At 65.0% G+C, this 22812-nt stretch carries 21 protein-coding genes; 9 read left to right on the plus strand and 12 right to left on the minus strand.

Annotated elements, in window-relative coordinates:
• Positions 1–54: 54 nt before the first annotated feature.
• Positions 55–321, minus strand: a complete 267-nt coding sequence (locus tag WMO64_RS00430; RefSeq protein ID WP_294521542.1) for a pro-sigmaK processing inhibitor BofA family protein — start codon at positions 319–321, stop codon at positions 55–57.
• A gap of 55 nt (positions 322–376) precedes the next feature.
• Complete coding sequence (locus tag WMO64_RS00435) at positions 377–628, minus strand: YaaL family protein (protein WP_294521537.1); 252 nt, start codon at positions 626–628, stop codon at positions 377–379.
• 471 nt (positions 629–1099) lie between these two features.
• Here WMO64_RS00435 and WMO64_RS00440 point away from each other — a divergent pair, with 471 nt between their 5' ends.
• The 9 genes from WMO64_RS00440 to WMO64_RS00480 all read left to right on the plus strand — a co-directional run bounded on the left by WMO64_RS00440 (position 1100) and on the right by WMO64_RS00480 (position 11508).
• Positions 1100–3082 (plus strand): DNA gyrase/topoisomerase IV subunit B, encoded by a 1983-nt coding sequence (locus WMO64_RS00440; protein WP_349230641.1) that lies wholly within the window; start codon positions 1100–1102, stop codon positions 3080–3082.
• Positions 3083–3158: 76 nt separating this feature from the next.
• Entirely contained in the window at positions 3159–3935 is a 777-nt protein-coding gene (locus WMO64_RS00445; RefSeq protein ID WP_349230642.1) for a stalk domain-containing protein, read from the plus strand.
• 15 nt (positions 3936–3950) lie between these two features.
• The gene (locus tag WMO64_RS00450; protein ID WP_349230751.1) at positions 3951–4721 is read left to right on the plus strand and encodes a DUF1266 domain-containing protein; all 771 of its coding nucleotides are present in this window, start codon (positions 3951–3953) and stop codon (positions 4719–4721) included.
• Between the two features lie 17 nt (positions 4722–4738).
• The gene (locus WMO64_RS00455; RefSeq protein ID WP_349230643.1) at positions 4739–6982 is read left to right on the plus strand and encodes a DNA gyrase subunit A; all 2244 of its coding nucleotides are present in this window, start codon (positions 4739–4741) and stop codon (positions 6980–6982) included.
• Positions 6983–7041: 59 nt separating this feature from the next.
• Entirely contained in the window at positions 7042–7917 is an 876-nt protein-coding gene (locus WMO64_RS00460; protein ID WP_294518828.1) for a YitT family protein, read from the plus strand.
• Positions 7918–7973: 56 nt separating this feature from the next.
• On the plus strand, positions 7974–8564 hold the full coding sequence (locus WMO64_RS00465) for a lactate utilization protein (RefSeq protein WP_349230644.1): 591 nt from the start codon (positions 7974–7976) through the stop codon (positions 8562–8564).
• A gap of 35 nt (positions 8565–8599) precedes the next feature.
• Entirely contained in the window at positions 8600–10459 is a 1860-nt protein-coding gene (locus tag WMO64_RS00470) for a glycoside hydrolase family 13 protein (protein WP_349230645.1), read from the plus strand.
• 161 nt (positions 10460–10620) lie between these two features.
• Positions 10621–10965: a helix-turn-helix domain-containing protein gene (locus tag WMO64_RS00475; protein ID WP_349230646.1), complete on the plus strand. Its 345-nt coding sequence runs from the start codon at positions 10621–10623 to the stop codon at positions 10963–10965.
• Between the two features lie 3 nt (positions 10966–10968).
• The gene (locus WMO64_RS00480; protein WP_349230647.1) at positions 10969–11508 is read left to right on the plus strand and encodes a hypothetical protein; all 540 of its coding nucleotides are present in this window, start codon (positions 10969–10971) and stop codon (positions 11506–11508) included.
• A gap of 39 nt (positions 11509–11547) precedes the next feature.
• Here the strand turns inward: WMO64_RS00480 and WMO64_RS00485 are convergent, their stop codons facing one another.
• The 10 genes from WMO64_RS00485 to WMO64_RS00530 all read right to left on the minus strand — a co-directional run bounded on the left by WMO64_RS00485 (position 11548) and on the right by WMO64_RS00530 (position 22807).
• The gene (locus WMO64_RS00485; RefSeq protein WP_294518816.1) at positions 11548–11976 is read right to left on the minus strand and encodes a CBS domain-containing protein; all 429 of its coding nucleotides are present in this window, start codon (positions 11974–11976) and stop codon (positions 11548–11550) included.
• Between the two features lie 137 nt (positions 11977–12113).
• Entirely contained in the window at positions 12114–12950 is an 837-nt protein-coding gene (locus tag WMO64_RS00490) for an epoxyqueuosine reductase (RefSeq protein WP_349230648.1), read from the minus strand.
• Positions 12940–14463: a Mur ligase family protein gene (locus WMO64_RS00495; RefSeq protein ID WP_349230649.1), complete on the minus strand. Its 1524-nt coding sequence runs from the start codon at positions 14461–14463 to the stop codon at positions 12940–12942. The genes WMO64_RS00490 and WMO64_RS00495 overlap by 11 nt, the downstream gene beginning before the upstream one ends.
• Before the next feature lie 100 nt (positions 14464–14563).
• Positions 14564–15271 (minus strand): cysteate racemase, encoded by a 708-nt coding sequence (gene cuyB, locus WMO64_RS00500; protein ID WP_294518804.1) that lies wholly within the window; start codon positions 15269–15271, stop codon positions 14564–14566.
• Between the two features lie 13 nt (positions 15272–15284).
• Complete coding sequence (locus tag WMO64_RS00505) at positions 15285–16496, minus strand: carboxylate--amine ligase (protein ID WP_294518800.1); 1212 nt, start codon at positions 16494–16496, stop codon at positions 15285–15287.
• 39 nt (positions 16497–16535) lie between these two features.
• Positions 16536–16739, minus strand: a complete 204-nt coding sequence (locus WMO64_RS00510; RefSeq protein ID WP_349230650.1) for a hypothetical protein — start codon at positions 16737–16739, stop codon at positions 16536–16538.
• 28 nt (positions 16740–16767) lie between these two features.
• Positions 16768–18993: a RelA/SpoT family protein gene (locus tag WMO64_RS00515; protein WP_349230651.1), complete on the minus strand. Its 2226-nt coding sequence runs from the start codon at positions 18991–18993 to the stop codon at positions 16768–16770.
• A gap of 45 nt (positions 18994–19038) precedes the next feature.
• A complete protein-coding gene (recJ, locus tag WMO64_RS00520) occupies positions 19039–21108 on the minus strand; it encodes a single-stranded-DNA-specific exonuclease RecJ (RefSeq protein ID WP_349230652.1) in 2070 nt (689 codons plus the stop codon).
• A gap of 184 nt (positions 21109–21292) precedes the next feature.
• Positions 21293–21724, minus strand: a complete 432-nt coding sequence (locus WMO64_RS00525; protein WP_294518789.1) for a hypothetical protein — start codon at positions 21722–21724, stop codon at positions 21293–21295.
• A gap of 18 nt (positions 21725–21742) precedes the next feature.
• Positions 21743–22807: a type IV pilus twitching motility protein PilT gene (locus WMO64_RS00530; RefSeq protein ID WP_294518786.1), complete on the minus strand. Its 1065-nt coding sequence runs from the start codon at positions 22805–22807 to the stop codon at positions 21743–21745.
• Positions 22808–22812: the final 5 nt, after the last annotated feature.

Below are 22812 nucleotides of genomic sequence, written 5' to 3' on the forward strand. Positions count from 1 at the left end.
ATTTTACAATTCTGTGAACAGCGGCGCATTTTGTCGGCGCGCCGTCGAGCGGGGCTACCGCAGGGCCCAGGGGAGCATGAGCAGCAGCCCGAAGCCGGGCGCGCCCAGCACGCCCAGCACCAGGGCGTTGAACAGGTTGACCCCCAGGGTCACGCCGATGAGCCCGCCCACCTTGCTCAGCAGCCACAGAATTGCCAGCCCCACGCCGGTGCGGGCCACCAGGCGGACCAGGCCCCGGAGGGGCCTCTGAAGGGCGGCCATGGCCACCACCACAACCAGCCCGCCCAGGAGCCAGGGGAGCATATTCACCAGGGATTCCACAGCGTTCACCTCTGCGCAAAGTCTGCCGGAACCCGGGCGGCGGGGCGGGGAGCCCCTATCTTCTCAGCGGTGCGCCGTCCATCTCCTTGACCCGCCGGAGCAGGTAGGAGTAGCGGGCCTGGAGGGAGTTGATCTCAAACACGTAGGATTCGATCAGGTCCGGGTCCCGGGCCGAGTTGAAGCCGGAATAGGCCTGAGCGATGAGGGTGCGGGTGCGGGAGAGCCCCTCCAGCAGGGCGTCCCGCTCCTCCTCCCGGGGGGTGGGGTGCTTTTTGCAGAACGGCAGGGTCCTGGCGGATTGGGCCATAAGACCGGCCTCCTTTCCGTATGGTGAGGTACTGGTGCATTGTATGTTCATTCTGGACAAATATGACAGGCTCTATACCAAAAATAACCATACATACCGGGCGGCAGGGCGCACATACTACCCTCGGACAAGGCATAGCGCACCTCCTCTCTTTTTAAGCCGGTGCCCGGCAGGGCCCGCCCAATCGGGCGGACCCCTGCCCCACGGCGAAAGGCGAAAAGAGCAGGACGTGCCGGGGGGCGGCGGCCGCAAGACCGCCCCTCCCGCAGAAAAAGCAGCCCTGTCCCGCCCGGCGGAGGGGGAGACAAGGGCTCCTCCCCCCGGACGATGTCCCACCGGGCCGGCGCCGTCTATAGGAGACGGTGCCGGCCTTTTTGCTCCCGGTCCGGTATACCGCCCTTTTCTTGACAGGAGGGGCAAATTAGAGATAAAATAATATGATGTAAAACTGTGTAATGCGAGGAGAAAGCAATGGCCAAAGCCAGCAAAACCTACGGCAACGAGTCCATTTCCGCCCTTAAAGGCGCCGATCGTGTGCGCAAGCGCCCGGCTGTCATCTTCGGCTCCGACGGGCTGGAGGGCTGCGAACACGCCGTATTTGAAATTTTGTCCAACGCCATCGACGAGGCCCGTGAGGGCCACGGCACCGTCATCACCGTCACCCGGTACGAGGACAAGTCCATCGAGGTGGAGGACTTCGGCCGGGGCTGCCCCGTGGACTGGAACGAGAAGGAGCAGAAATACAACTGGGAACTGGTGTTCTGCGAGCTGTACGCCGGCGGCAAGTACAACAACAACGACGGCGACAACTACGAGTACTCCCTGGGCCTCAACGGCCTGGGCTCCTGCGCCACCCAGTACGCCAGCGAATACTTCGACGCGGTCATCCACCGGGACGGCTTTGAGTACACCCTACACTTTGAGAAGGGCGAGAACATCGGCGGACTGAAAAAGGAGCCCTGGAGCGGCAAAAAGACCGGCTCCAAGTTCCGCTGGAAGCCCGACCTGGACGTGTTCACCGACATCAACATCCCGGTGGACTACTACCTGGACGTGATGAAGCGGCAGGCCGTGGTCAACGCGGGGGTCACCTTCCGGTTCCGCAACCAGGTGGGGAGCAAGTTCGAGACCACCGAGTTCAAATATGACAACGGCATCGAGGACTATGTAAAGGAGCTGGCGGGGGAGAATCCCCTGACCCAGCCCGTGTTCTGGCAGACCGAGCGCCGGGGCCGGGACCGGGAGGACAAGCCGGAGTACAAGGTGAAGCTGTCCGTGTCCTTCTGCTTCTCCAACGCGGTGCAGATCATCGAGCACTACCACAACTCCTCCTGGCTGGAGCACGGCGGCAGCCCGGAGAAGGCCATGCGCTCCGCCTTTGTCTCCGCCATCGACGGCTATCTGAAGGCCCAGGGCAAGTACCAGAAGAGCGAGAGCAAGATCACCTGGAACGACATCCAGGACTGCCTCATCCTGGTGAGCAACAACTTCTCCACCCAGACCTCCTACGAGAACCAGACCAAAAAGGCCATCAACAACAAGTTCGTCCAGGAGGCCATGACCGAGTTCCTCAAGAGCCAGATGGAGGTCTACTTCATCGAGAACCCCTTTGACGCCCAGAAGATCGGCGAGCAGGTGCTCATCAACAAGCGGGCCCGGGAGAACGCGGAGAAGGCCCGGCTCAACATCAAGAAGAAGCTGACCGGCAGTATGGACATCTCCAACCGGGTGCAGAAGTTCGTGGACTGCCGCACCAAGGACACCGAGCGCCGGGAGCTCTACATCGTGGAGGGCGACTCGGCTATGGGCGCGGTCAAGCTGAGCCGGGACGCCGAGTTCCAGGGCATCATGCCCGTCCGGGGCAAGATCCTCAACTGCCTCAAGGCCGACTACGCCAAAATTTTCAAGAGCGAGATCATCACCGACCTCTTGAAGGTGCTGGGCTGCGGCGTGGAGGTCAACGACAAGCACGCCAAGGACATGGCTACCTTTGACCTGATGAACCTGCGGTGGAACAAGGTGGTCATCTGTACCGATGCCGACGTGGACGGCTTCCAGATCCGCACCCTGATTTTGACCATGCTCTACCGCCTCACCCCCACCCTCATCCAGCGGGGGTATGTGTATATCGCCGAGTCCCCCCTCTACGAGATCAACTGCAAGGAGAAGACCTGGTTCGCCTACTCCGACAAGGAGAAGAACGACATTGTGGCCTCCCTGGAGGGGAAGAAGTTTACCGTCCAGCGGTCCAAGGGCCTGGGCGAGAACGAGCCGGACATGATGTGGCTCACCACCATGAATCCGGAGACCCGCCGCCTGATCAAGGTCATGCCCGAGGACGTGGAGCGCACCGCCCAGGTCTTCGATATGCTGCTGGGGGACAATCTCCAGGGCAGAAAGGACCACATTGCCGAAAACGGGTATAAATATCTGGAGCTGGCGGATATTTCTTAAGGGGACAAGTTTACAGACAGCAGACCGTCGGGAAGCGGTCACCGAAAGGACAAACGGAAATGGGGAGATTTTTGTGATGAAAAAGACCCTCGCGCTGTTCCTGTCCCTGGCACTGGCGCTGACCCTGATCGCGCCGTCCCTGACCGCCTCCGCGGCCGATGTGCAGCCCACGCCGCCCGACTGGTGTCCGGCGGAGGAGTACGTGGTGTTCCCCGACAGCCAGGCCTATGAGGCCGACACCTGGGAGAAAATCCTGTCCCTGCGGGCCCACGCGGCGGCGGGCAACCTGGAGCCGGTCAGCGGCGTGGATACGGTGCTCTTCAACCGGCTGCGGGAGCTCCAGCGGATGACCAAGGACCCGGGCGTCCAGTTCGAGCTGGGCCTGCTGGCGGTCAAATTTGCCCTCAACGCCGCCGCCAAGGGGGAGAAGGTGCCCTACAGCACCGACTTTGAGATGGCGGCCACCTACGCCGGCGGCCAGGAGCCCGCCACCTACCTATGCCACCTGTGGAACGCCCGGCTGGCCCTGGCATCCCGGGATATCACCACCGGCCTGGAGGGAGGGCTGGGCGTGTACGTGGGGGCGCTGGAGTACCTGCTGTCCTATGAGCAGTTCACCATGGAGGACGTCTACAACAGCGTGCTCACCGGCATCATCCCGGCCCAGCGGCTCAGCTACGCCAAAAGCCTGATTTTCGTCACTCTGGACGGCGCGGTGGTCCACCCCAAGGCGGTGCGCCTGAGCGCCGACTACCTGGACACCACCACCGCCCAGGCCCGCTACCAGCGCACCATGGTCCCCGTCCGACGGCTGGCCGAGCTGATGGGCTCCACGGTGGACTATGACGCCTAGACGGGGGACATCACCATCCGCCGGGCGGAGGACGTGTTCGTCATGACCCTGGGCAGCACCCAGGCCACCCGCAACGGCGTTCCCTTCCAGATGGACGTGGCCCCCTACGCCGAGAACAACCGGACCTATATCCCCATCCGCTACATCGCCGAGTTCTTCGGCCAGAAGGTGGAGTGGATTGGGGAGCAGCAGCACGTGCGCATCACCGAGGACAAGAGCGTGGCGGAGGGCTCCAACCTGGAACACTGGGCCCTGGCCATGAGCGCCGTGCTCAACTACGAGAACAACCCCCACGAGGCCATGCTCTTCGGCGGCAAGCAGCGCTTCGGCACCGACCCGGTGGGGGGAACCAGCACCAACCAGCTGGGGATGACCGGCCCGGACATGGGCCGCAAGATCCTGCGGGAGGGCTGGGGCATCACCGACCGGGCCGCCCTGCTGGACACCGCCGGCACGCTGAGTACCGGCAGCGACGCCTGGGACCTGTTCCGGGTGAGCACCCTGGCACAGTGGGGCTATCTGGCGGGCTTTGTGACCTACCGGGAGGCCCTGGAGGTGGTGGAGCCCGCGGCACGCAAGGTGTGCCAGCTGTACGGCAGCTGGAAGGAGGCCTATACGGACTACCTGACCGGCTGGGTGAACTGGTCGGGCCAGACCGCGTCCGACGTGTGGCAGACCAGCCGGGGCCAGCTCTATCAGACCATCCTGGAGGACCCGGCCATGGCCCACATTCTGGACGATACCCTGTTCCGCGACGGCGTGATCGGACTGCCCGGCGGAAACTGAAAGAGGATTGATCACCATTGGCTAAGAAAAAAAACCCCGAGGAGGGGGCGAAGCACAAAAACAACCCCAACGTCATGGGCCTGCGGCCCGAGGTGCTGGAGCAGCCCATCACCGAGACGCTGGAGATCAACTACATGCCCTACGCCATGAGCGTCATCGTCTCCCGGGCCATCCCGGAGATCGACGGCTTCAAGCCCAGCCACCGGAAGCTGCTGTACACCATGTACCAGATGAAGCTGCTGGGGGGCGCCCGCACCAAGAGCGCCAACGTGGTGGGCCAGACCATGAAATTGAACCCCCACGGCGACGCCGCCATCTACGACACCATGGTGCGTCTCTCCCGGGGCTACGGGGCCCTGCTCCACCCCCTGGTGGACTCCAAGGGCAACTTCGGCAAGGTCTACTCCCGTGACATGGCCTGGGCCGCCAGCCGTTACACCGAGGTGCGGCTGGACGGCATCTGCGCCGAGCTGTTCCGGGACATCGACCAGGACACCGTGGACTTTGTGGACAACTACGACGGCACCATGCAGGAGCCCACCCTGCTGCCCACCACCTTCCCCAACGTGCTGGTGTCCGCCAACCAGGGCATCGCCGTGGGTATGGCCTCCAACCTGTGCGGCTTCAACCTGGCCGAGGTGTGCGACGCCACGGTGGAGTACCTGAAGCACCCCGACTGCGACCTGACGGCGGTGCTCAAGGCCCCCGACTTCCCCACCGGCGGCGAGCTGCTCTACGACGCCGCCGAGATCGCCCAGATCTACAACACCGGCCGGGGCTCCTTCAAGGTCCGGGCCCGGTGGCGCTACCTGAAGAGCGAGAACCTCATTGAGATCTACGAGATCCCCTACTCCACCACCGTGGAGGCCATCATGGACAAGGTGGCCGAGCTCATCAAGGCGGGCAAGGTGAAGGAGATCGCCGACATGCGGGACGAGACCGATCTGACCGGCCTGAAGCTGACCATTGACCTGAAGCGGGGCACTGACCCGGACAAGCTGATGCAGAAGCTGTTCCGCGCCACCCCCCTGATGGACTCCTTTGCCTGCAACTTCAACATCCTCATTGCCGGCATGCCCCGTGTCATGGGCGTGCGGGAGATCCTGGAGGAGTGGACGGCCTGGCGGATGGAGGGGGTACGCCGGCGGACCTACTTCGTCATGAAGAAGAAGCAGGAGAAGCTCCACCTGCTCAAGGGCCTGAAGAAGATCCTGCTGGACATCGACCGGGCCATCAAGATCATCCGGGAGACCGAGGAGGACGCCGAGGTGGTGCCCAACCTGATGATCGGCTTCGGCATCGACAATATCCAGGCCGAGTACGTGGCCGACATCAAGCTGCGCAACATCAACAAGGAGTATATCCTCAAGCGGATCGAGGAAACCTCTACACTGGAGGAGGAGATCGCCGACCTCCAGGACATCGTGGGCAATCCCTCCCGCATCAAGAAGATCATCATCTCCGAGCTGGGGGCGGTGAAGAAGAAGTACGCCCAGCCCCGCCGCACCGAGATCGTCTACGAGCACCAGCGCCTGTCCGAGCCCGAGCCGGAGGAGGAGATCCCCGACTACCCGGTCACCGCCTTCCTCTCCCGGGAAGGATACTTCAAGAAGATCACCCCCGCCTCTCTGCGCATGAACAGCGAGCAGAAGTACAAGGAGGGGGATGGGGCGTGGCTCCAGTGGGAGTGTACCAACCGGGACGAGCTGCTGGTCTTTACCGACAAACAGCAGTGCTACAAGACCCGCATGAGCGACTTCGACGACGCCAAGGCCTCCGTGCTGGGCGACTATCTGCCCACCAAGCTGGAGATGGAGGCGGGGGAGAGCGTGGTGTGGGCCTGCGTCCCCGGGGACTACTCGGGCAACCTGCTCTTCTTCTTCCGCAACGGCAAGGCCGCCCGTGTGGAGCTCTCCGCCTATCAGACCCAGACCCGCCGCCGGAAGCTCACCGGCGCCTACTCCGACAAGTCCCCCCTGGCCGCCGCTCTGCTGCTGCGGGAGGACCTGGAGCTGGCGGTGATCTCCACCGAGGGCCGCTGCCTCATCTTCCATACCGCCCTCCTGGCCCCCAAGGCCACCCGCACCACCCAGGGCGTCAACGTGATGACCCTCAAGCCCAAGTATTCCGTGGACCGGGTGGAGCCGGTGGAGCGGACGCCCATCGTCAACACCGCCCGCTACCGGGCCCGCAGCCTGCCCGTGGCCGGCGCCCTGCTGAAGGGAGAGGACAGGGGCGAGGAGCAGATGAGCCTGCTCTGAGCCGAAGTGGAAACCATAAACCCAGCCGGGTACGCCCCCGGCGCCTGTGAGAGGTATGTATGAAACCCAAATCCAAAGTGCTTTCCCTGCTCTGGTCTTACTTCATGATCACCGTGGCCTCGGCCATCTACGCCGTGGGATTCAACTGGTTCTATATGCCCAACGACATCGCCTTCGGCGGCATCACCGGCGTGGGCCAGATCATCAACGCCATCCTGCCCTGGGCCCCCATCGGCACGGTGGTCATCATCCTGAACATCCCCCTGTTCATCCTGGGCTGGCGGCTGTACGGGGGGCACCTGCTGCTCTCCTCCCTGTACGCCATGGCCGTGTCCTCGGTGTTCATCGACCTGGTGAACAGCTTCTGGACCTTTGAGCCCATGGACTCCCTGCTGGCCTGTATCTTCGGCGGCATTCTGATGGGCGCCTCCCTGGGGCTGGTGTTCCAGCAGGGAGCCACCACCGGCGGCACCGACCTGATCGCCCGGCTGCTCAAGCTGAAGATCAGCTGGCTGCCCATGGGCAGACTGCTCATGGCCACCGATCTGGTGGTCATCGTGGCCACCGCCATCGCCTTCGGCAGCATTTACAGCGCCCTGTACGGCCTGGTGGCCCTGTATATCGCCTCCATCGTCATGGACCGGATGCTCTACGGTCTGGACAGCGCCAAGGTGGCCTATATCATCAGCGACCACTTCAAGGAGATCGCCGACGCACTGGTCAACGACCTGGACCGGGGCGTGACCATCCTCCAGGGCCAGGGGGCCTACTCCCGGGCGGAGAAGAAGGTGCTCATGTGCGCCTTCAAGCAGCGGCAGATCGTGTCCATCAAGCGGATGGTCAAGCAGCTGGACCCCTCCGCCTTTATCATCGTCTGCGACGCCTACGAGGTGCTGGGCGACGGCTTCCGGGAGTACAAGCAGAACGACCTGTGAGAAAAAAGCGTTCCGGGCTGCGGCCCGGGCGCATAAAATAGAGAGGAGCGGTACATATGGCAGACATTGAAAAACTGCGCAAGAATCTGGAGGACAACGGCTTTGCCACCAGCTATTTTGAGACGGCTGAGGAGGCCGCCCGCTATCTGGACGGCAAGCTGGACGGCAAGAGCATCGGCATCGGCGGGTGCATGACCGCCCAGCAGATGGGTCTGGACAAGCTGCTGCCCGCCCACAACACCGTCTACTGGCACTGGCTGGGGGGCAGCGCCCAGGACGCCGCCACGGCCCAGGTATACATCAGCTCGGTCAACGGCCTGGCTGAGACCGGCGAGATCGTCAACATCGACGGCACCGGCAACCGGGTGGTGGGCACCATCTGCGGCCATGAGGCGCTCTATCTGCTGGTGGGCGTGAACAAGATTGCGCCTGACTACGACAAGGCCCTCTGGCGTGCCCGGAACATCGCCGCCCCCAAGAACGCCCAGCGCCTGGGCCGCAAGACCCCCTGCGCCCAGAAGGGGGACCGCTGCTACAACTGCAACAGCCCCGAGCGGATCTGCCGGGCCCTCACGGTGCTGTGGAAAAAGCCCAACGGCATCCCCTACGCCGAAGTGATCCTGATCAATCAGGAGCTGGGGCTGTAAGGCGCGGCAATTCTGAACCCAGTTAGGATGATTCCATGATAGATCCACAGACTTATGACGCAAGGGACCTCCGTTTCAAAACCCCATACGGCGCAGTGCCCGGCGGCACGGAGGTGACCTTCACCCTCCGGCCCCTCCGGGCCGAGGGCTATTCCCGGGGCGTGCTCACCGCCCGGCTGGAGTCCTGGGACAACAGGCGCATCGAGGTGCCCATGGTGTGGAGCGGCCTGGACGGGGCCCGGGATATGTTCACCGGCTCCCTGAACACCGACGGCTACATGGGCCTGATCTGGTACTCCTTCCGCCTGGAGCGGCTGGACGGCAAGTCGGGCAAGGAGTCGGGGGAGTATCAGCTGACGGTATACGACGAGAACGACAAGGTGCCCCGCTGGTTCGGCGAGGGCATGGCCTACCAGATCTTCCCCGACCGGTTCTGCCGCCTGTCGGTGCCCAACCCCGCCGGTATGGTGGGGGGACGCTGGGTCCACCAGGGCTGGGACGAGGAGCCGGAGTACCGCCCCGACCAGAACGGGGAGATCCGCAACCGGGACTTTTTCGGCGGCAGCCTGGCGGGCATCCGCTCCAAGCTGTCCTACCTGCGGGACCTGGGGGTGGAGACCATCTACCTCTGTCCCATCTTTGAGGGCCCGGAGAACCACCGGTACGGCGTGGGCGACTACGAGAAGGTGGACCCCATGCTGGGCACCAAGGAGGAGTTCTCCGACCTGTGCGCCCAGGCCCACGCCATGGGCATGCGGATCATGCTGGACGGCGTGTTCAACCACACCGCATTTGTCAGCAAATACTTCAACGGCGACGGGTCCTACCCCAACCCCGGCGCCTGTCAGGGGCCCCAGTCCCCCTACTACGACTGGTTCTGCTTCCAGCACTGGCCCAACCAGTACACCTCCTGGTGGGGCATCTACTCCCTCCCCACCACCAACAAGAACAGCCCCACCTGGCTGGAGTACATCACCGGCAAGGACGGCATAATCCGCTCCTGGCTGCGGGCCGGGGCGGACGGCTGGCGGCTGGACGTGGCCGACGAGCTGCCCGACCGGGTGGTGGCCGCCATCCACGACGCCGCCCGGGCGGAGAACCCCGACGCGGTGATCATCGGCGAGGTGTGGGAGGACGGCTCCAATAAGATCGCCTATGGCGTCCGCCGCAAGCACATCCTGGGCGGCCACTGCGACGGGCTGATGAATTACCCCTTCCGCACCGCCGTGGTGGACTACCTGCTGGGGGGCGGGGCCGAGCGCTTCCGGGATTCCATGGAGACCCTGCGGGAGAACTACCCGGAATTCGCCTGGTACTCGGCCATGAACACCCTGGGCACCCACGACACCATGCGCATCCTCACCCTGCTGGGGGAGAAGAGCGAGCAGCGGGGCCAGAGCCGGGACTGGCGGGCCCACGCCCGGCTCAACGACCACGACCGCTCCCGGGGCAAGGAGCGGCTGGCCCTGGGGGCCATGATCCTGTTCGCCTTCCCGGGCGCGCCCACCGTGTACTACGGGGATGAGGCGGGCATGGAGGGCTTTGAGGACCCCTTCAACCGCCGCACCTTCCCCTGGGGCCACGAGGACAAGGAGCTGGTGGAGCTGTTCACCGCCCTTGGCGCCGCCCGGAAGAGCCGGAAAGCCCTCCGCCGGGGCGATATCCGGTACGTGCAGGCGGCCGGCCGGGTGCTGGCCTTTACCCGCACCCTGGAGGAGGAGACGGTGCTGTGCGCCGTCAACGCCGGACAGGAGAGCGAGACTGTGGCCATCCCCTGGGAGGGGGAGGCCGTGGACCTGCTGGGCGGCCAGGCCATGGAGGCGGAGGACGGCGTCCTCACCCTGGAGCTGCCCCCCTTTACCGGGCGGTTCATGGCCACACCGGAACAGAAATAAAACCCGCTTTTAGGGCGGGATCACCGGCGTCCCCGGGCCTGTATCGGCGTGGGGGCGCTGTTTTTTTGGCCGCAACCAGCGGTTGACAGAGGGTAAGGGCGGCTTGATTGCGGAAAACGGGTCCGGATGCTAGAATGTGGCCATGAAAGGAAGTGAACGCCATGACGCTGGGACAGAAAATTCAGACGCTGCGTCACGATGCCGGGCTCTCTCAGGAGGGCCTGGGAGAGAAGTTAGGGGTATCCCGTCAGGCCATCAGCAAGTGGGAGGCCGACGGCGCGGTGCCCGAGGTGGACAAGCTCATCGCACTCTCCCGTCTCTTTGCGGTAAATCTTCACGACCTGCTCCAGGCGGAGGGGACGCCCCGGGAGGAGCCGGAGGACTCAGGGGAGCAGCCTCCGGAGGAAGAGGCAGAGAACCCGCCGGAAAAAGACGAACCTCCCCGTCGGAATAGCGGGTGGTGGAAAGCGCTGTGCGTGGCGCTGGCTGTGGCGGTGTGCGTCTAGGGCGTGGTGCTGTTCCGGCTGAATGAGAAGCTGGAGGAGCAGGGGGATGCGCTCACCGGCCAGGAGGCCAAGATCCAACAGCTGGAGGAGCTGACGGATAACCTCACCGGACAGTTGGGCAGTCTGGGAAGCCGCATCAGCCGGCTGGAGCAGGCGGACGGCAGCCAGAGCGGGCAGACAGAGGCGGAACTGGACCCTGCCCTGCCCCTGGTCTCCCATGTAGACTTCACCATTGAGACCACGGAGTATGGCACAAGAGCCCTGAAGCTGAATTTGGTTCCGGCTCAGAGCGCTGAGGGAATGCGGGTACGCTTTCAGATTACCTGCCCCGGAGGGGCGGCCCGCAGTCACCCTGCATCTCAGCTGGATGACAGCTCGGCCTACACCCTGTCCATGATCTGCACTGATGAGGAGGTGGCCAGCGGCTTCACCGTCTCGGCGGTATTTTTGGATAAGACAGACCGGCAGTACACCCAGCCCCTGGTCAAAATCTCCGATATTACAGAGGACAGCTGGAATGCGGAGACCCTGTGGGACCAGTAAATACAAAAAGCGCGTGGACGATATCGTCCACGCGCTTTTTTACAGCCGCTTGATGTTGTCCGAGATGTCGGCCAGAGCCTTGCTGGCCTCCATGTCGTAGGCCTGGCTCAGGGCCAGATCCCCCAGGGAGACCATGCCCACCACCTTGCCCTCCTCGGTGACGGGCAGCCGCCGCACCTGGGCGGCCGCCATCATCCGGGAGGCCTCCCGGGGGTCGTCCTCCGGGGAGACCACCGCACAGTTGCGGGACATAATGTCCCGCACCGGGGTGTTGGCCGGATTTTCCTCCGCCGCCACGCACCGGAGCACAATGTCCCGGTCGGTGACAATCCCACGGAGCCGTCCGTCCGCCCCGCACACCGGCAGAGAGCCGATGTTGTGCCGGGACAGGAGCCGGGCTGCCAGAGCCGCCGACTCTCCCGGCGCAATGGATACCACGCTGCTGCTCATCAGGTCGCGTACCTGCATATCAATTCCACCGCTTTCTTCAGGCTGGGAGGCGGGCCCGCCTCCCTTCACAGTCCAGTATAGCCGGAAAATGGGGCGGTGATACATCCGGGGACAAAAAACAGCGGAGCAGCCGGTTTTCCGGCGCTCCGCTGCTGCTATCCGTGCGCTTTCAGGGCCAGGTTCCGCCGCAGCACGGCGGGGCCCCGCCAGGCAAAGGCTCGGTGGCCGTACTTCTCCCGAAAAGTGCGGTTGGTCAGGCCCTCCAGGTCGGCGGGAGTGAGGGAGGGGATCAAATCCTCCCGAAAGTCGGAGATGGGGGTCATGGACGGATGGGCGTTGTAGGGGCACACCCGCTGGCACAGGTCGCAGCCCCACAGGCACTCCTGGGCGGAGAGCAGGGCGGTCTCCTCCGGCGAGAGTTCCCCCTTCTTCTGGGAGATGTCCGACAGGCAGCGGGAGAGGTGGAAAACCTCGCCGCTCAGTGCGCCGCCCGGACAGGCGGCGGCGCATTTTCCGCAGGAGATGCACACATTTGAGGGCGGCTGTGTGGAAAACTCCAGGGGACAGTCGGTGAGGATGGTGCCCAGGAACACATAGGACCCCCAGGGGGGCAGGATGAGCAGGCCGTTGCGCCCCCGCAGGCCCATGCCGCAGGCCCAGGCCAGCTGCCGCTCGGGCAGGGGAGAGTTGTCCGCACCGGGGAAAAACGAATACGAGGGGTATTTCTGCCGAAGAACATCGCAAATTGTATTCAATCTTTCGGTCAAAACCAGGTGGTAGTCCCGCCCACGGGCGTAGAGGGACAGATTGCCCGGTTCGTCCCCGGCGAAGTAGGGGAAGGCCGCCACCAGCACCGCCCCAGGCGTGGGACAGAGGGCCAGCGTTTTTTCCACAGCCTGAGGGGTGAGATGTGGAAGGGCGTCCGCCCAGACGAGCCCGCCCCAGGCCGCCGCGCCGCAGGCGGCAAAGGCCCTGTCCAGCTCAGGGGTCATAGTGCTTCAGCGCCCGCCGGGCCAGCAGGCCGTCGGGCACACAGGGCTCGGGGCCGTGCTTCCGCTTCTGCTGCTGCTCGGCCCCCTTGCCCGCCAGCACCACCACGGCGGGGGTGGAGGCCTCCAGGATGGCCCGCTCCACCGCCTCTTCCCGGTCGGGGATGACGATCCAGGTCTTGCCGGAGGGGGCGATGTACCCGCCGATGTCGGCGCAGATGTCGGCCACCTCCTCGGGGCCGGGGTCGTCCTCGGTGAGGATGATCCGGTCGGCCCAGCGGCCCGCTGCCTGGCCCATGCCCTCCCGGCGGTCCAGGCCCTTGCCGCCGGTGCAGCCGAAGACCACGGTCAGCTGCCGCCCGGGGAAGTCCCGCCGGACCGAGGAGAGCAGCGCCTCCAGGCTCATGCCGTTGTGGGCGTAGTCCACAATGACGGTCAGCTTGCCGTCGGGGGTGTTGAAGGTCTCCATCCGGCCGGGCACCGCGGCCTCCGCCAGACCGGCGGCCACGTCGGACTCGGGCACGCCCAGGGCCTCGGCAGCCGCCACGGCGGCCAGGGCGTTCTCCACGTTGAAGGAGCCGGGCAGGCCTATGGACAGCTCCCGGGTGTAACGGGGGGTGCGCACCAGGAAGCGGGTGGCGTCCCCCTCCCGGCGGATCTCGCTGGCGAAGATATGGGCTGTGGAAAACTTGGTGGAAAATGTGTATATTTTGCTGCAACTTTCTGCGGCGGTCAGGATTCGTTCGGCAAAATCGCTGTCCAGATTCACACAGGCGGCGGCGCTTTGGCGGAAAATCATCAGCTTGGAGGCAAAATAATCCTCAAAATCCGGGTGTTCCACCGGGCTGATGTGATCTTCTCCGATGTTCAAAAACACGCCCACGGAAAAGTCCACACCCCCGGTGCGGTGGTACTTGAGGGCCTGGCTGGACACCTCCATGGTCAGGTACTCCGCGCCGCACTCCGCCGCGTTCCACAGGTGCCGCTGCAGGTCCAGGGGCTCCGGGGTGGTCAGCTTGGCCGGACGGCGCTCCACGCCGTCGTCGGTGACGATGGTGGACAAAATGGCGCTCTCGTGCCTGCCCTGGCTTCGCCGCCACTCGTCCAGGATGGACTTGAGAAAGTAGGCCGTGGTGGTCTTGCCCTTGGTGCCGGTGATGCCGGTGATGCGGAGCCGCCCGGAGGGGTGGTCCCAGGCCCGGTCGGCCAGCAGGGCCATGGCGCGGCGGATGTCGGTCACCAGGATGCAGGGTAGGGCGCACTCCGTCCACCGGCGCTCACTGACGTACACAAAGGCGCCCTTTTCCGCCGCGTCCAGCAGGTATTGGGGCTTGAAGGCCGCGCCCTTGCAGATGAACAGGGTGCCGGGTACCACGGTCTGGGAGTCGCAGGACACCAGCCGGACCTCCCGGGTCAGGTCGGCGGGCAGGGGGGCGGCGTCGGCGAGCAGGCCGTTTTTCAGCAGCAACTGGTAGTAGTCGCCCAGGGGAAAGTGGGGACGGGACAAGGCAAACACCTCCAGAGAGGAAATAGCCCCGCCGGGCGCCGGCGGGGCGGGGGAATATAGGGGGTGGGGACGGCACTATGGGCGCCTCTCCCTTGGGGAGAGGCGCGGGTCACACCATGCGCAGCTTGTAGCCGCAGTAGGTGATGCACCGCTCGGCCAGGATGTCCATGGCGTCCACGTAGAAGTCGGGCAGGGGGTGGTAGGTGCGGTAGACCGACAGCTCGGTGCAGCCCAGGATGGCCGCGTCGCACCCGGCCTGCCGCAGGCACTTGTCCATCACGGCGAACTTCTCCCGGCTGCCCTTCTCGCCCTTTTTGATCTCGTCGTAGATGATGCTCATGACCACCTTCTGCACCTCGGGGGGCGGGGAGTAGGCCACCAGGCCCTGTGCCTCGCACTCCCGCTGGTACACGCCGGTGCGGACGGTGCCGTCGGTGGCCAGGATGCCCACCTTGTGGACGCCCGGGTCGGAGGAGAGCACCTTCACCGTCTCCCGCACCATGTGGATGATGGGGATGAACAGCTCCTCCTGGAGCCGGTCGGCGAAGAAGTGGGAGGTGTTGCAGGGGATGGCGATGGCGGTGCAGCCCACCTGCTCCAGGGTCCTGGCGTCCTGGAGGAGGCGGCGGTAGCAGCCCTCCGCGTCCCCGCCCAGGATGGCGGAGGTGCGGTCGGGCATGCGGGTGTCGCTGAGGATGACGGTGGGCAGGTGCTCCTGGTCACAGGACGCGTCGGTCCGGTCCAGGATGCGCTGGTAGAAATCCTGGGTGGCCTGGGGGCCCATTCCGCCTAAGATGCCGAGTTTTGCTTCGTTCATATGGTAAATCCTCTCAGTTGGCCTTCTCCATGGAGCTGGCGTACCGCTCCTTGTACCGCCACTGGTCCTTGATGATGCGCAGCTTGTGGATCAGGTTCCGGTCCGCCTTGTAGAAGAGGGGGTTGACCCAGGCGCCGGCGGCGGTGAGGGCCTTCATCTCCTGGTGGTACTTGCTGGGGATGTAGTCGTAGGCCACCTTGGCCGGGATGACCCGCCACAGGTGGCGGTTCTTGGTGACGGTCAGAGGGGCGGGCCGGTGGAAGATCCGGTCCTCCACCAGGTACTTGGCCAGGTTGTGGCCCGCGCCGGTGACATAGTAGTTGCTGCGGCCCTGGCGGCAGTTGATCTCAAAGACCTTGAACTTGCCGTCCCGCTGGTCGAACTTCACGTCAAAGTTGGAGAAGCCGGTGAATTTGATGTCCTCCAGGAAGGCCCGCAGCTTCTCGCACAGCTCGGGGGCCTCCTCGGTGATGATGACCGCGTGGTTGCCGATGCCGTGGCGGGTGTGCTCCTCCAGCAGCACGTGGCCCACACACATGAGCTCCACCTTGCCGTCCTCACCGGAGTAGTTGGTGACCACCCGCATGTAGGAGTCGTCCCCGGGGATGAAGTCCTGGATGATGAGGGAGTCCTCATAGCCGTGGTTGTAGATGTCGTCGATGACCTGGTCCACCTCTTCCCGGGTCTGGAGCACATAGGCCTTCTTCTGGGTGTCGAAGGGGTGATCCCAGTAGGTGGCGCTCTCGGCGGGCTTGACCACGAAGGGGCCGGAGAAGGGCAGCTGGAAGCCGTGGCCCTCCCCCTTGTGGTAGACATAGGTGGCGGGGTGGTCGATGCCGTACTGGTCGCACAGCTGGTAGAACCGCTCCTTGTGGATGAGCTTCTCCATCAGGGCCAGGTCGATGTAGGGCGCCACCACGTTCTCGGGGAAGTTGGGCAGGTTGACGGCGATGGAGGTCAGGTAGTTGTCACCGCAGCCCAGCACGATGACCTTCTTGTCCGGGAACTCCCGGGACACCTCGGTGACGTTCTTCAGCACCACCTGGGGCTCGTCGTTGTGCTGGCACACCCGGTAGTCGATGATGTCGCTGCCGTAGCAGGGGCCGGAGGGATACATGCCGTAGGCCACGGTCTTGACGCCGTAGGCCTCGTGGAAGGCCCGGGCCATACTGTACACGTTGATGTCTGCCCCCAGCAGCAGGGGGACAAAGGGCTGTTGGCTCATGTCGAATTACTTCCTTTTATTATAATGGATCAGGGGGATTCAGGCGGGCAGAACGTTCAGTTCCACGGTATACCACATCTTGTCCCCCGAGGGGGACATGGCGGTGAGGCGCACCCGCTCCCACCGCAGCGCCAGGTACTCTGCCTCCTCGGCGGTGAGGCGCAGCTCCCGCCGGCGCAGCTCTCCGCCCTGAAAGGCGGAGGACAGGGCCGCCTCCAGGGCGGCGATCTCTCTATCAGTCATATTCCAGCCTCCTGAGACGGGAGCGGGGTCAGCCGGACACCCGCTTGACCTGGTACACGCCGGAGATCTGCCCCAGCTTGTTGATGACGTTGTTGAGCTCGTCCCGGTCCTTGACCTCCAGGACGATGGACACGGAGGCATACCCGTCGGGCATGCCCCGGGCGGAGAAGGAGTCCACCTTCACCTTGGCGGCGGACAGGGCCATGGTCACGTCCATGGCCAGGCAGTCCCGGTCCTTGGCGGAGATCTCCAGGGAGGTGGGGTAGGCGGCCTGATCGCTGCCCACCCAGGCCACATTCACCCAGCGGCCGGCCTCTTCGGGGCGGCGCTTCTCGGGGGCGGCGTTGGGGCAGTCGGCCCGGTGGACCGACACGCCGAAGCCCCGGGTGATAAAGCCCACCACCGGGTCACCGGGCACGGGGGTGCAGCACTTGGCGAACTTGACCAGGCAGTTGTCCAGGCCCTCCACCACAATGCCGGACTCCGACTTGCGGGGGGCCTTGACCTGGCCGGGCGCGGGGGCGGGGGAGGCGGGGAAGACCACCTCGTTGGCGGCTCGCTCGGCCGCCGCCTTCTCCTCTTTCAGGCGGCCCAGGCGGGTCAGCTCGTCCTTGATGCGCACCACCGACTTGACGGCGGTCATGCCGCCGTAGCCGATGGCGGCGTAGAGCTCGTCCAGAGAGTTGAACCGGACCTTTTTCAGAATGGAGGGGAGGGCGTCTTCGGCGGTGATCTGGGCCAGGGTGATGCCGGCGCGCTTCAGCTCGGCCTCGAAGGAGGCGCGGCCGGTGGCGATGTTCTCCTCCCGCTTCTCCTTCTTGAACCACTGGCGGATCTTGTTGCGGGCCTCGTTGGACTTGCAGATGTTCATCCAGTCGCGGCTGGGGCCATGGGCCGACTTGGAGGTGATGACCTCCACAATGTCGCCGTTTTTCAGGGGGGTGTCAAAGGGCACCATGCGGCCGTTGACCTTGGCGCCCGTCATCTTGTTGCCCACGGCGGAGTGGATGGAGTAGGCGAAGTCGATGGGGGTGGCGCCGGCGGGCAGGTTGATCACGTCGCCCCGGGGGGTGAACACGAACACCTCGTCGGCGAACATATCCACCTTCAGGGTGCGGACGAACTCCTCGGCGTCGGTGTCCTGCTGGTTCTCCAGCAGCTTGCGCACCCACTCGAAGGCCGCCTCGGTGCCCAGCTTCTCGTTGGCCAGGCCCTGCTTGTACTTCCAGTGGGCGGCGATGCCGTACTCAGCGGTGTTGTGCATCTCCTGGGTGCGGATCTGTACCTCAAAGGGGATGCCCTCCCGGCCGATGACGGTGGTGTGGAGGGACTGGTAGCCGTTGGGCTTGGGGGTGCCGATATAGTCCTTGAACCGGCCCAGCACCGGGCGGAACAGGTCGTGGATGCAGCCCAGCACATTGTAGCACTCCGGGATGTCGTCTACAATCACCCGGAAGGCATAGAGATCAAAAATTTCATCCAGGGTCTTGTTCTGGGCGTACATCTTCCGGTAGATGGAGTAGATGTGCTTGACCCGGCCGTACACCGTGCACTTGATGCCCTCCTCGGCCAGCCGGTCCTGGATCTTCTTCTGGATGGAGGCCATGAACTCCTCGTTGGCCGAGGAGCGGGCGGCCAGCTCGTCGGCGATCTCCTGGTAGCCGATGGGGTCCAGGTACTTGAGGGAGGTGTCCTCCAGCTCCCACTTGATGCGCTGCATGCCCAGCCGGTGGGCGATGGGGGCATAGATCTCCATGGTCTCCAGGGCCTTTTCCCGCTGCTTCTTGGGGGACTGGTACTCCATGGTGCGCATGTTGTGGAGCCGGTCGCAGATCTTGATGAGGATCACCCGGATGTCCTTGACCATGGCCATGAGCATCTTGCGCAGGTTCTCCATCTGCTCCTCTTCTTTAGAGGTGTACTGCACCCGGGTCAGCTTGGTGACGCCCTCCACCAGGTCGGCCACCGTGGGGCCGAACCGCTTGGCGATCTCCTCATGGGTGGCGCCGGTGTCCTCGATGGTGTCGTGGAGCAGGGCGGCGATGATGGAGTCGGTGTCCAGCCCCAGGTCGGCCACGATCTCGGCCACCGCCAGGGGATGGGTGATATAGGGGGAGCCGTCCTTGCGCAGCTGGCTGGAGTGGGCGTTATCCGCGAAGGTAAACGCGTCGAAGAGCCGCTTGGTGTCAAGAGACGGGTTATAGGATTTGATCTTATCCTCCAGCGCCTGATAGCGCTCCAGGATGGGGTCCATAAAATCACCTCCGAAAATGTCGCGGGGGGGTGGGAACATAAGGGGTCACACGCCTTCGGTCAGTTTGCGCAGGCGGCGCATGATGTATGAGTCCTCCAGGTTGACCTTGCCCTCCACCGGGGTCAGGTCGATGCACAGGTGGTCGGTGGAGTGCTCCACCCGGATGAGGCCCCGCTCGTCCAGCACCTCCAGGCACACCATGGTGCGCATAAAGGTCTCCCGCAGGCCGAAGGAGCGGGCAATGTTCCGGGAGAGGCGGCCCGCCGTCTCCTCCAGCCGTCCGGCGGAGCTGCGGTTCTTCAGGTACCGCCACACCGCCGCGAACTCCTCCCGGCTGGGGGTGAGGGCGGCGGCCTCCTGGGGGGTGAGGGCGGCGCCGGAGTGGAGCTTTTCGTAGAGCGCCCGCTCCGCCTGGGCCCGTGTGAGGGCGGGGCGCAGGTCGATGAGCTGGAGCTGCACCGAACGCCAGCCCCGGAACTCGTTGATCTGGGGGGAGAAGGCCAGGTCCACCCGGTCGCCGGGGGCCAGGCCCGCCTCCGCCAGGGAGACAGAGAAAAAGATGGCGTCAAAGCTGCGCCCGCCCTTGGACACCTTCAGCTTCAGGTGCCGTCCGCCGCCCACCTCGGTGGCGGAGGTGACGGTGCAGCCCGACATGGAGAAGACCGGCTTGGGGTTGCCGGTGCCGTAGGGCTCCAGCAGGTCCAGGGACAGCACGCCCTCCTGGGTCAGCAGGGCGGGATCGGCCTCGGCGTCCACCTCCAGGGAGGACTCCATGGCCGCGCCGCCGGTGGAGGAGCGGACCAGCTCCAGCATCCGCACCCGGAAGGCGGGGATATTCCCCTCCAGAATGGTGAACCCGGCGGCCAGCTCGTGGCCGCCGAACCCCTCCAGCAGGTCCCGGCACTGCTCCAGGGCGGCGAACAGGTTGAAGCCGCCGAAGGACCGGCAGGAGCCCTTGCCCTTGCCGTCCTGGAGGCAGATCATAAAGGTGGGGCAGGAGTACTTCTCGCTCAGGCGGGAGGCCACGATGCCCACCACGCCCTGATGCCAGCCCTCCCGGGCCAGGACCAGGGCGGGCCGGTCCTCGGGGGCCATGGCGTCGGCCATGGCCACGCACTCCTCATAGATGTCCAGCTCCACGGCCTGCCGCTCCCGGTTGAGGGCACACAACTCCCGGGCCAGAGCCTCGCCCCGGGCCGGGTCGGAGGTCAGGAGCAGCTCGGCGGCCAGTCCGGCGCAGCCCATCCGCCCGGAGGCGTTGATCCGTGGGGCCAGGGTGTACCCGATGGATACGGAGGTGAGGGGCCGCTCGGTCAGGCCTGCCTCATGGAGCAGGGCCCGCAGGCCGGGCCGGGCCGTGTCCTTCAGGGCGGTCAGGCCCATGCGGATGATGGTCCGGTTTTCCCCCACCACCTGCATCACGTCGGCCACCGTGCCCACGGCGGCCAGGTCGGCGTACCGGCGGAGCAGGGCGGGCTCCTCCGCCCTGTCCCCCAGGGCCAGCACCAGCTTGAGGGCCACGCCCACCCCCGCCAGATGCTTGAAGGGGTAGCCGCAGTCCCGCCGGTGGGGGTCCACCACCGCGGCGGCGGCGGGGATGCGGTCCTTGCACTCGTGGTGGTCGGTGATGACCAGGTCGATGCCCAGGGAGGCGGCAAACTCCGCCTCGGCCACGGCGGTGATGCCGCAGTCCACGGTGATGATCAGGCTCACGCCCTTGGCCTGGAGGGCGGAGACGGCGGAGCAGCTCAGGCCGTAACCCTCCTCCATCCGGTCGGGGATGTAGGGGGTGACTTTGGCGCCACGGCTGCGGAGGTAGTCGGTGAGCAGGCAGGTGGAGGTGATGCCGTCCACGTCGTAGTCGCCGTACACGGCAATGTGCTCCCGCTGGTCCAGGGCGGCGGCGATACGCCCCACCGCCCGGTCCATGTCCTTCAGGAGAAAGGGGTCCCACAGCAGGCCCTCGTCGGAGCGGAGAAAGTCCTTTGCCTTGTCCACGGTGTCCAGGCCCCGGGCGCAGAGCACCGCGGCCGCCAGCGGGGGGACCCCATCCGCCTCCATGGCCGCCTGGGCCGCGGGAGACGGTGCGCGTAGATTCCATTGTCTGTACTTCATGGGTGTGCCCCCGAAATTGGATAGAAAATTACTTTTCATTATAACAAAGATAGCAGAAAGATACAAGTTGAAACGGGAAATATCCCGCGGCGGGAAATGGTTCCGCCCCGTCATTTGACCCAGGATAAAAAGAAGCCCTGCCGCACCGGATGCGGCAGGGCACAGGATATGGAAAAGCGAGGCCTCAGAGGAAACGCTCCTCCGCCAGGCGGATGAGCTCCAGGGCGCTGGCGAACTGCTGCTTGGGGGAGCCGTCCATCCAGTCCACCCAGCCCTGCCAGGAGGCGTTGCGCCGGGAGATGACACACAGGGTAAAGGTGGCCAGGGAACCGGCCGAGCCCTCCACCTCATCCAGAGGGATGCCCTCGCTGGGGTCGGCGGCGGCGGGGACGTGGCTCTCATGCTCCCGGAAGGTGCGGGAGTGCTGGAAGGCCTGGGGGAAGTTCTGCTTCTCCAGCACGTCGTCCAGCCGGAGGATCAGGCTGCCCATGTCGGAGAAGGCCATGGGCCGGGTGAGCCGCTGGCTGTACACCATACCGGAGATCCGGCCGTTGTCCGAGCGGTCCACGCACACCCGCAGGACCGCGCTGGGGCTGTTCAGGTTGGAAAAGGACATGTATCAAACCTCCCTTGTTCAAGAATTCATGGCCAGACGCTTGCGCAGCCAGTCACTGTTGACGCAGTGGCCCAGGGCGGCGTCCGGACCGATACGGCCCGCTTTCACCAGCTGGAGCAGGCTCTGGTCCATGGAGATCATGCCGTCGGCGGCAGAGGAGGAGATCACATTGTCCAGCTGGTGGGCTTTGGACTCCCGGATCATGTTGCGCACGGCGGGGGTGACGGTCATCACCTCAAAGGCGGGGATCAGGGAGCCGTCCTTGGTGGGTACCAGCTGCTGGGACACCACGCCCTCGATGACCAGGGCCAGCTGGGTGCGGATCTGCTGCTGCTGCTCCGGGGGGAAGGAGTCCACGATCCGGTCGATGGTGTTGGACGCCCCCAGGGTGTGGAGGGTGGAGATGACCAGGTGGCCGGTCTCGGCGGCGGTGACGGCGGCCTTGATGGTCTCCGCGTCCCGCATCTCGCCCACCAGGATCACGTCGGGGGCCTCCCGGAGGGCGGCCCGGAGGGCGGCGTCATAGCTGGTGGTATCGGTGGCCAGCTCCCGCTGGGTGACCACGCTCATCTTGTGGTGGTGGAGGTACTCGATGGGGTCCTCGATGGTGATGACGTGGAGGTTGCGGGAGGAGTTGATGGCGTCCACGATGCAGGCCAGAGTGGTGGTCTTGCCGCTGCCCGCCGGGCCGGTGAAGAGCACCAGACCCCGGGAGCAGGCGGCGAAGTTCATGACGCTGTCCGGGATGCCCAGGGCCGTCCGGTCGGGCAGGGAGAAGGACACCACCCGGATGACCAGGGCTAGAGAGCCCCTCTGCCGCAGGGCGTTGACCCGGAACCGGGAGAGATGGGCCACGGCAAAGGAAAAGTCGTCGTCCCCGGTGCGCTCCAGCCGGTCCATGGAGCGGTTTCCCGCCAGGGAGTAGGCCTCCCGCACCAGGGCGTCCAGGGCGTCGGGCAGGAGCCGCTCCCCCTCCCGGGTGATGACGCCGCTGATCTTGTAGGCCGCGGGCAGGCCGGGGATCAGGAGGATGTCGGAGGCCTCCCGCTCCACCGCGTGGGTGAGAATATCAACTAAATTCATGGCAA

This window comes from Pseudoflavonifractor intestinihominis (genome assembly GCF_040096055.1).
GTDB lineage: Bacteria > Bacillota > Clostridia > Oscillospirales > Oscillospiraceae > Pseudoflavonifractor > Pseudoflavonifractor intestinihominis.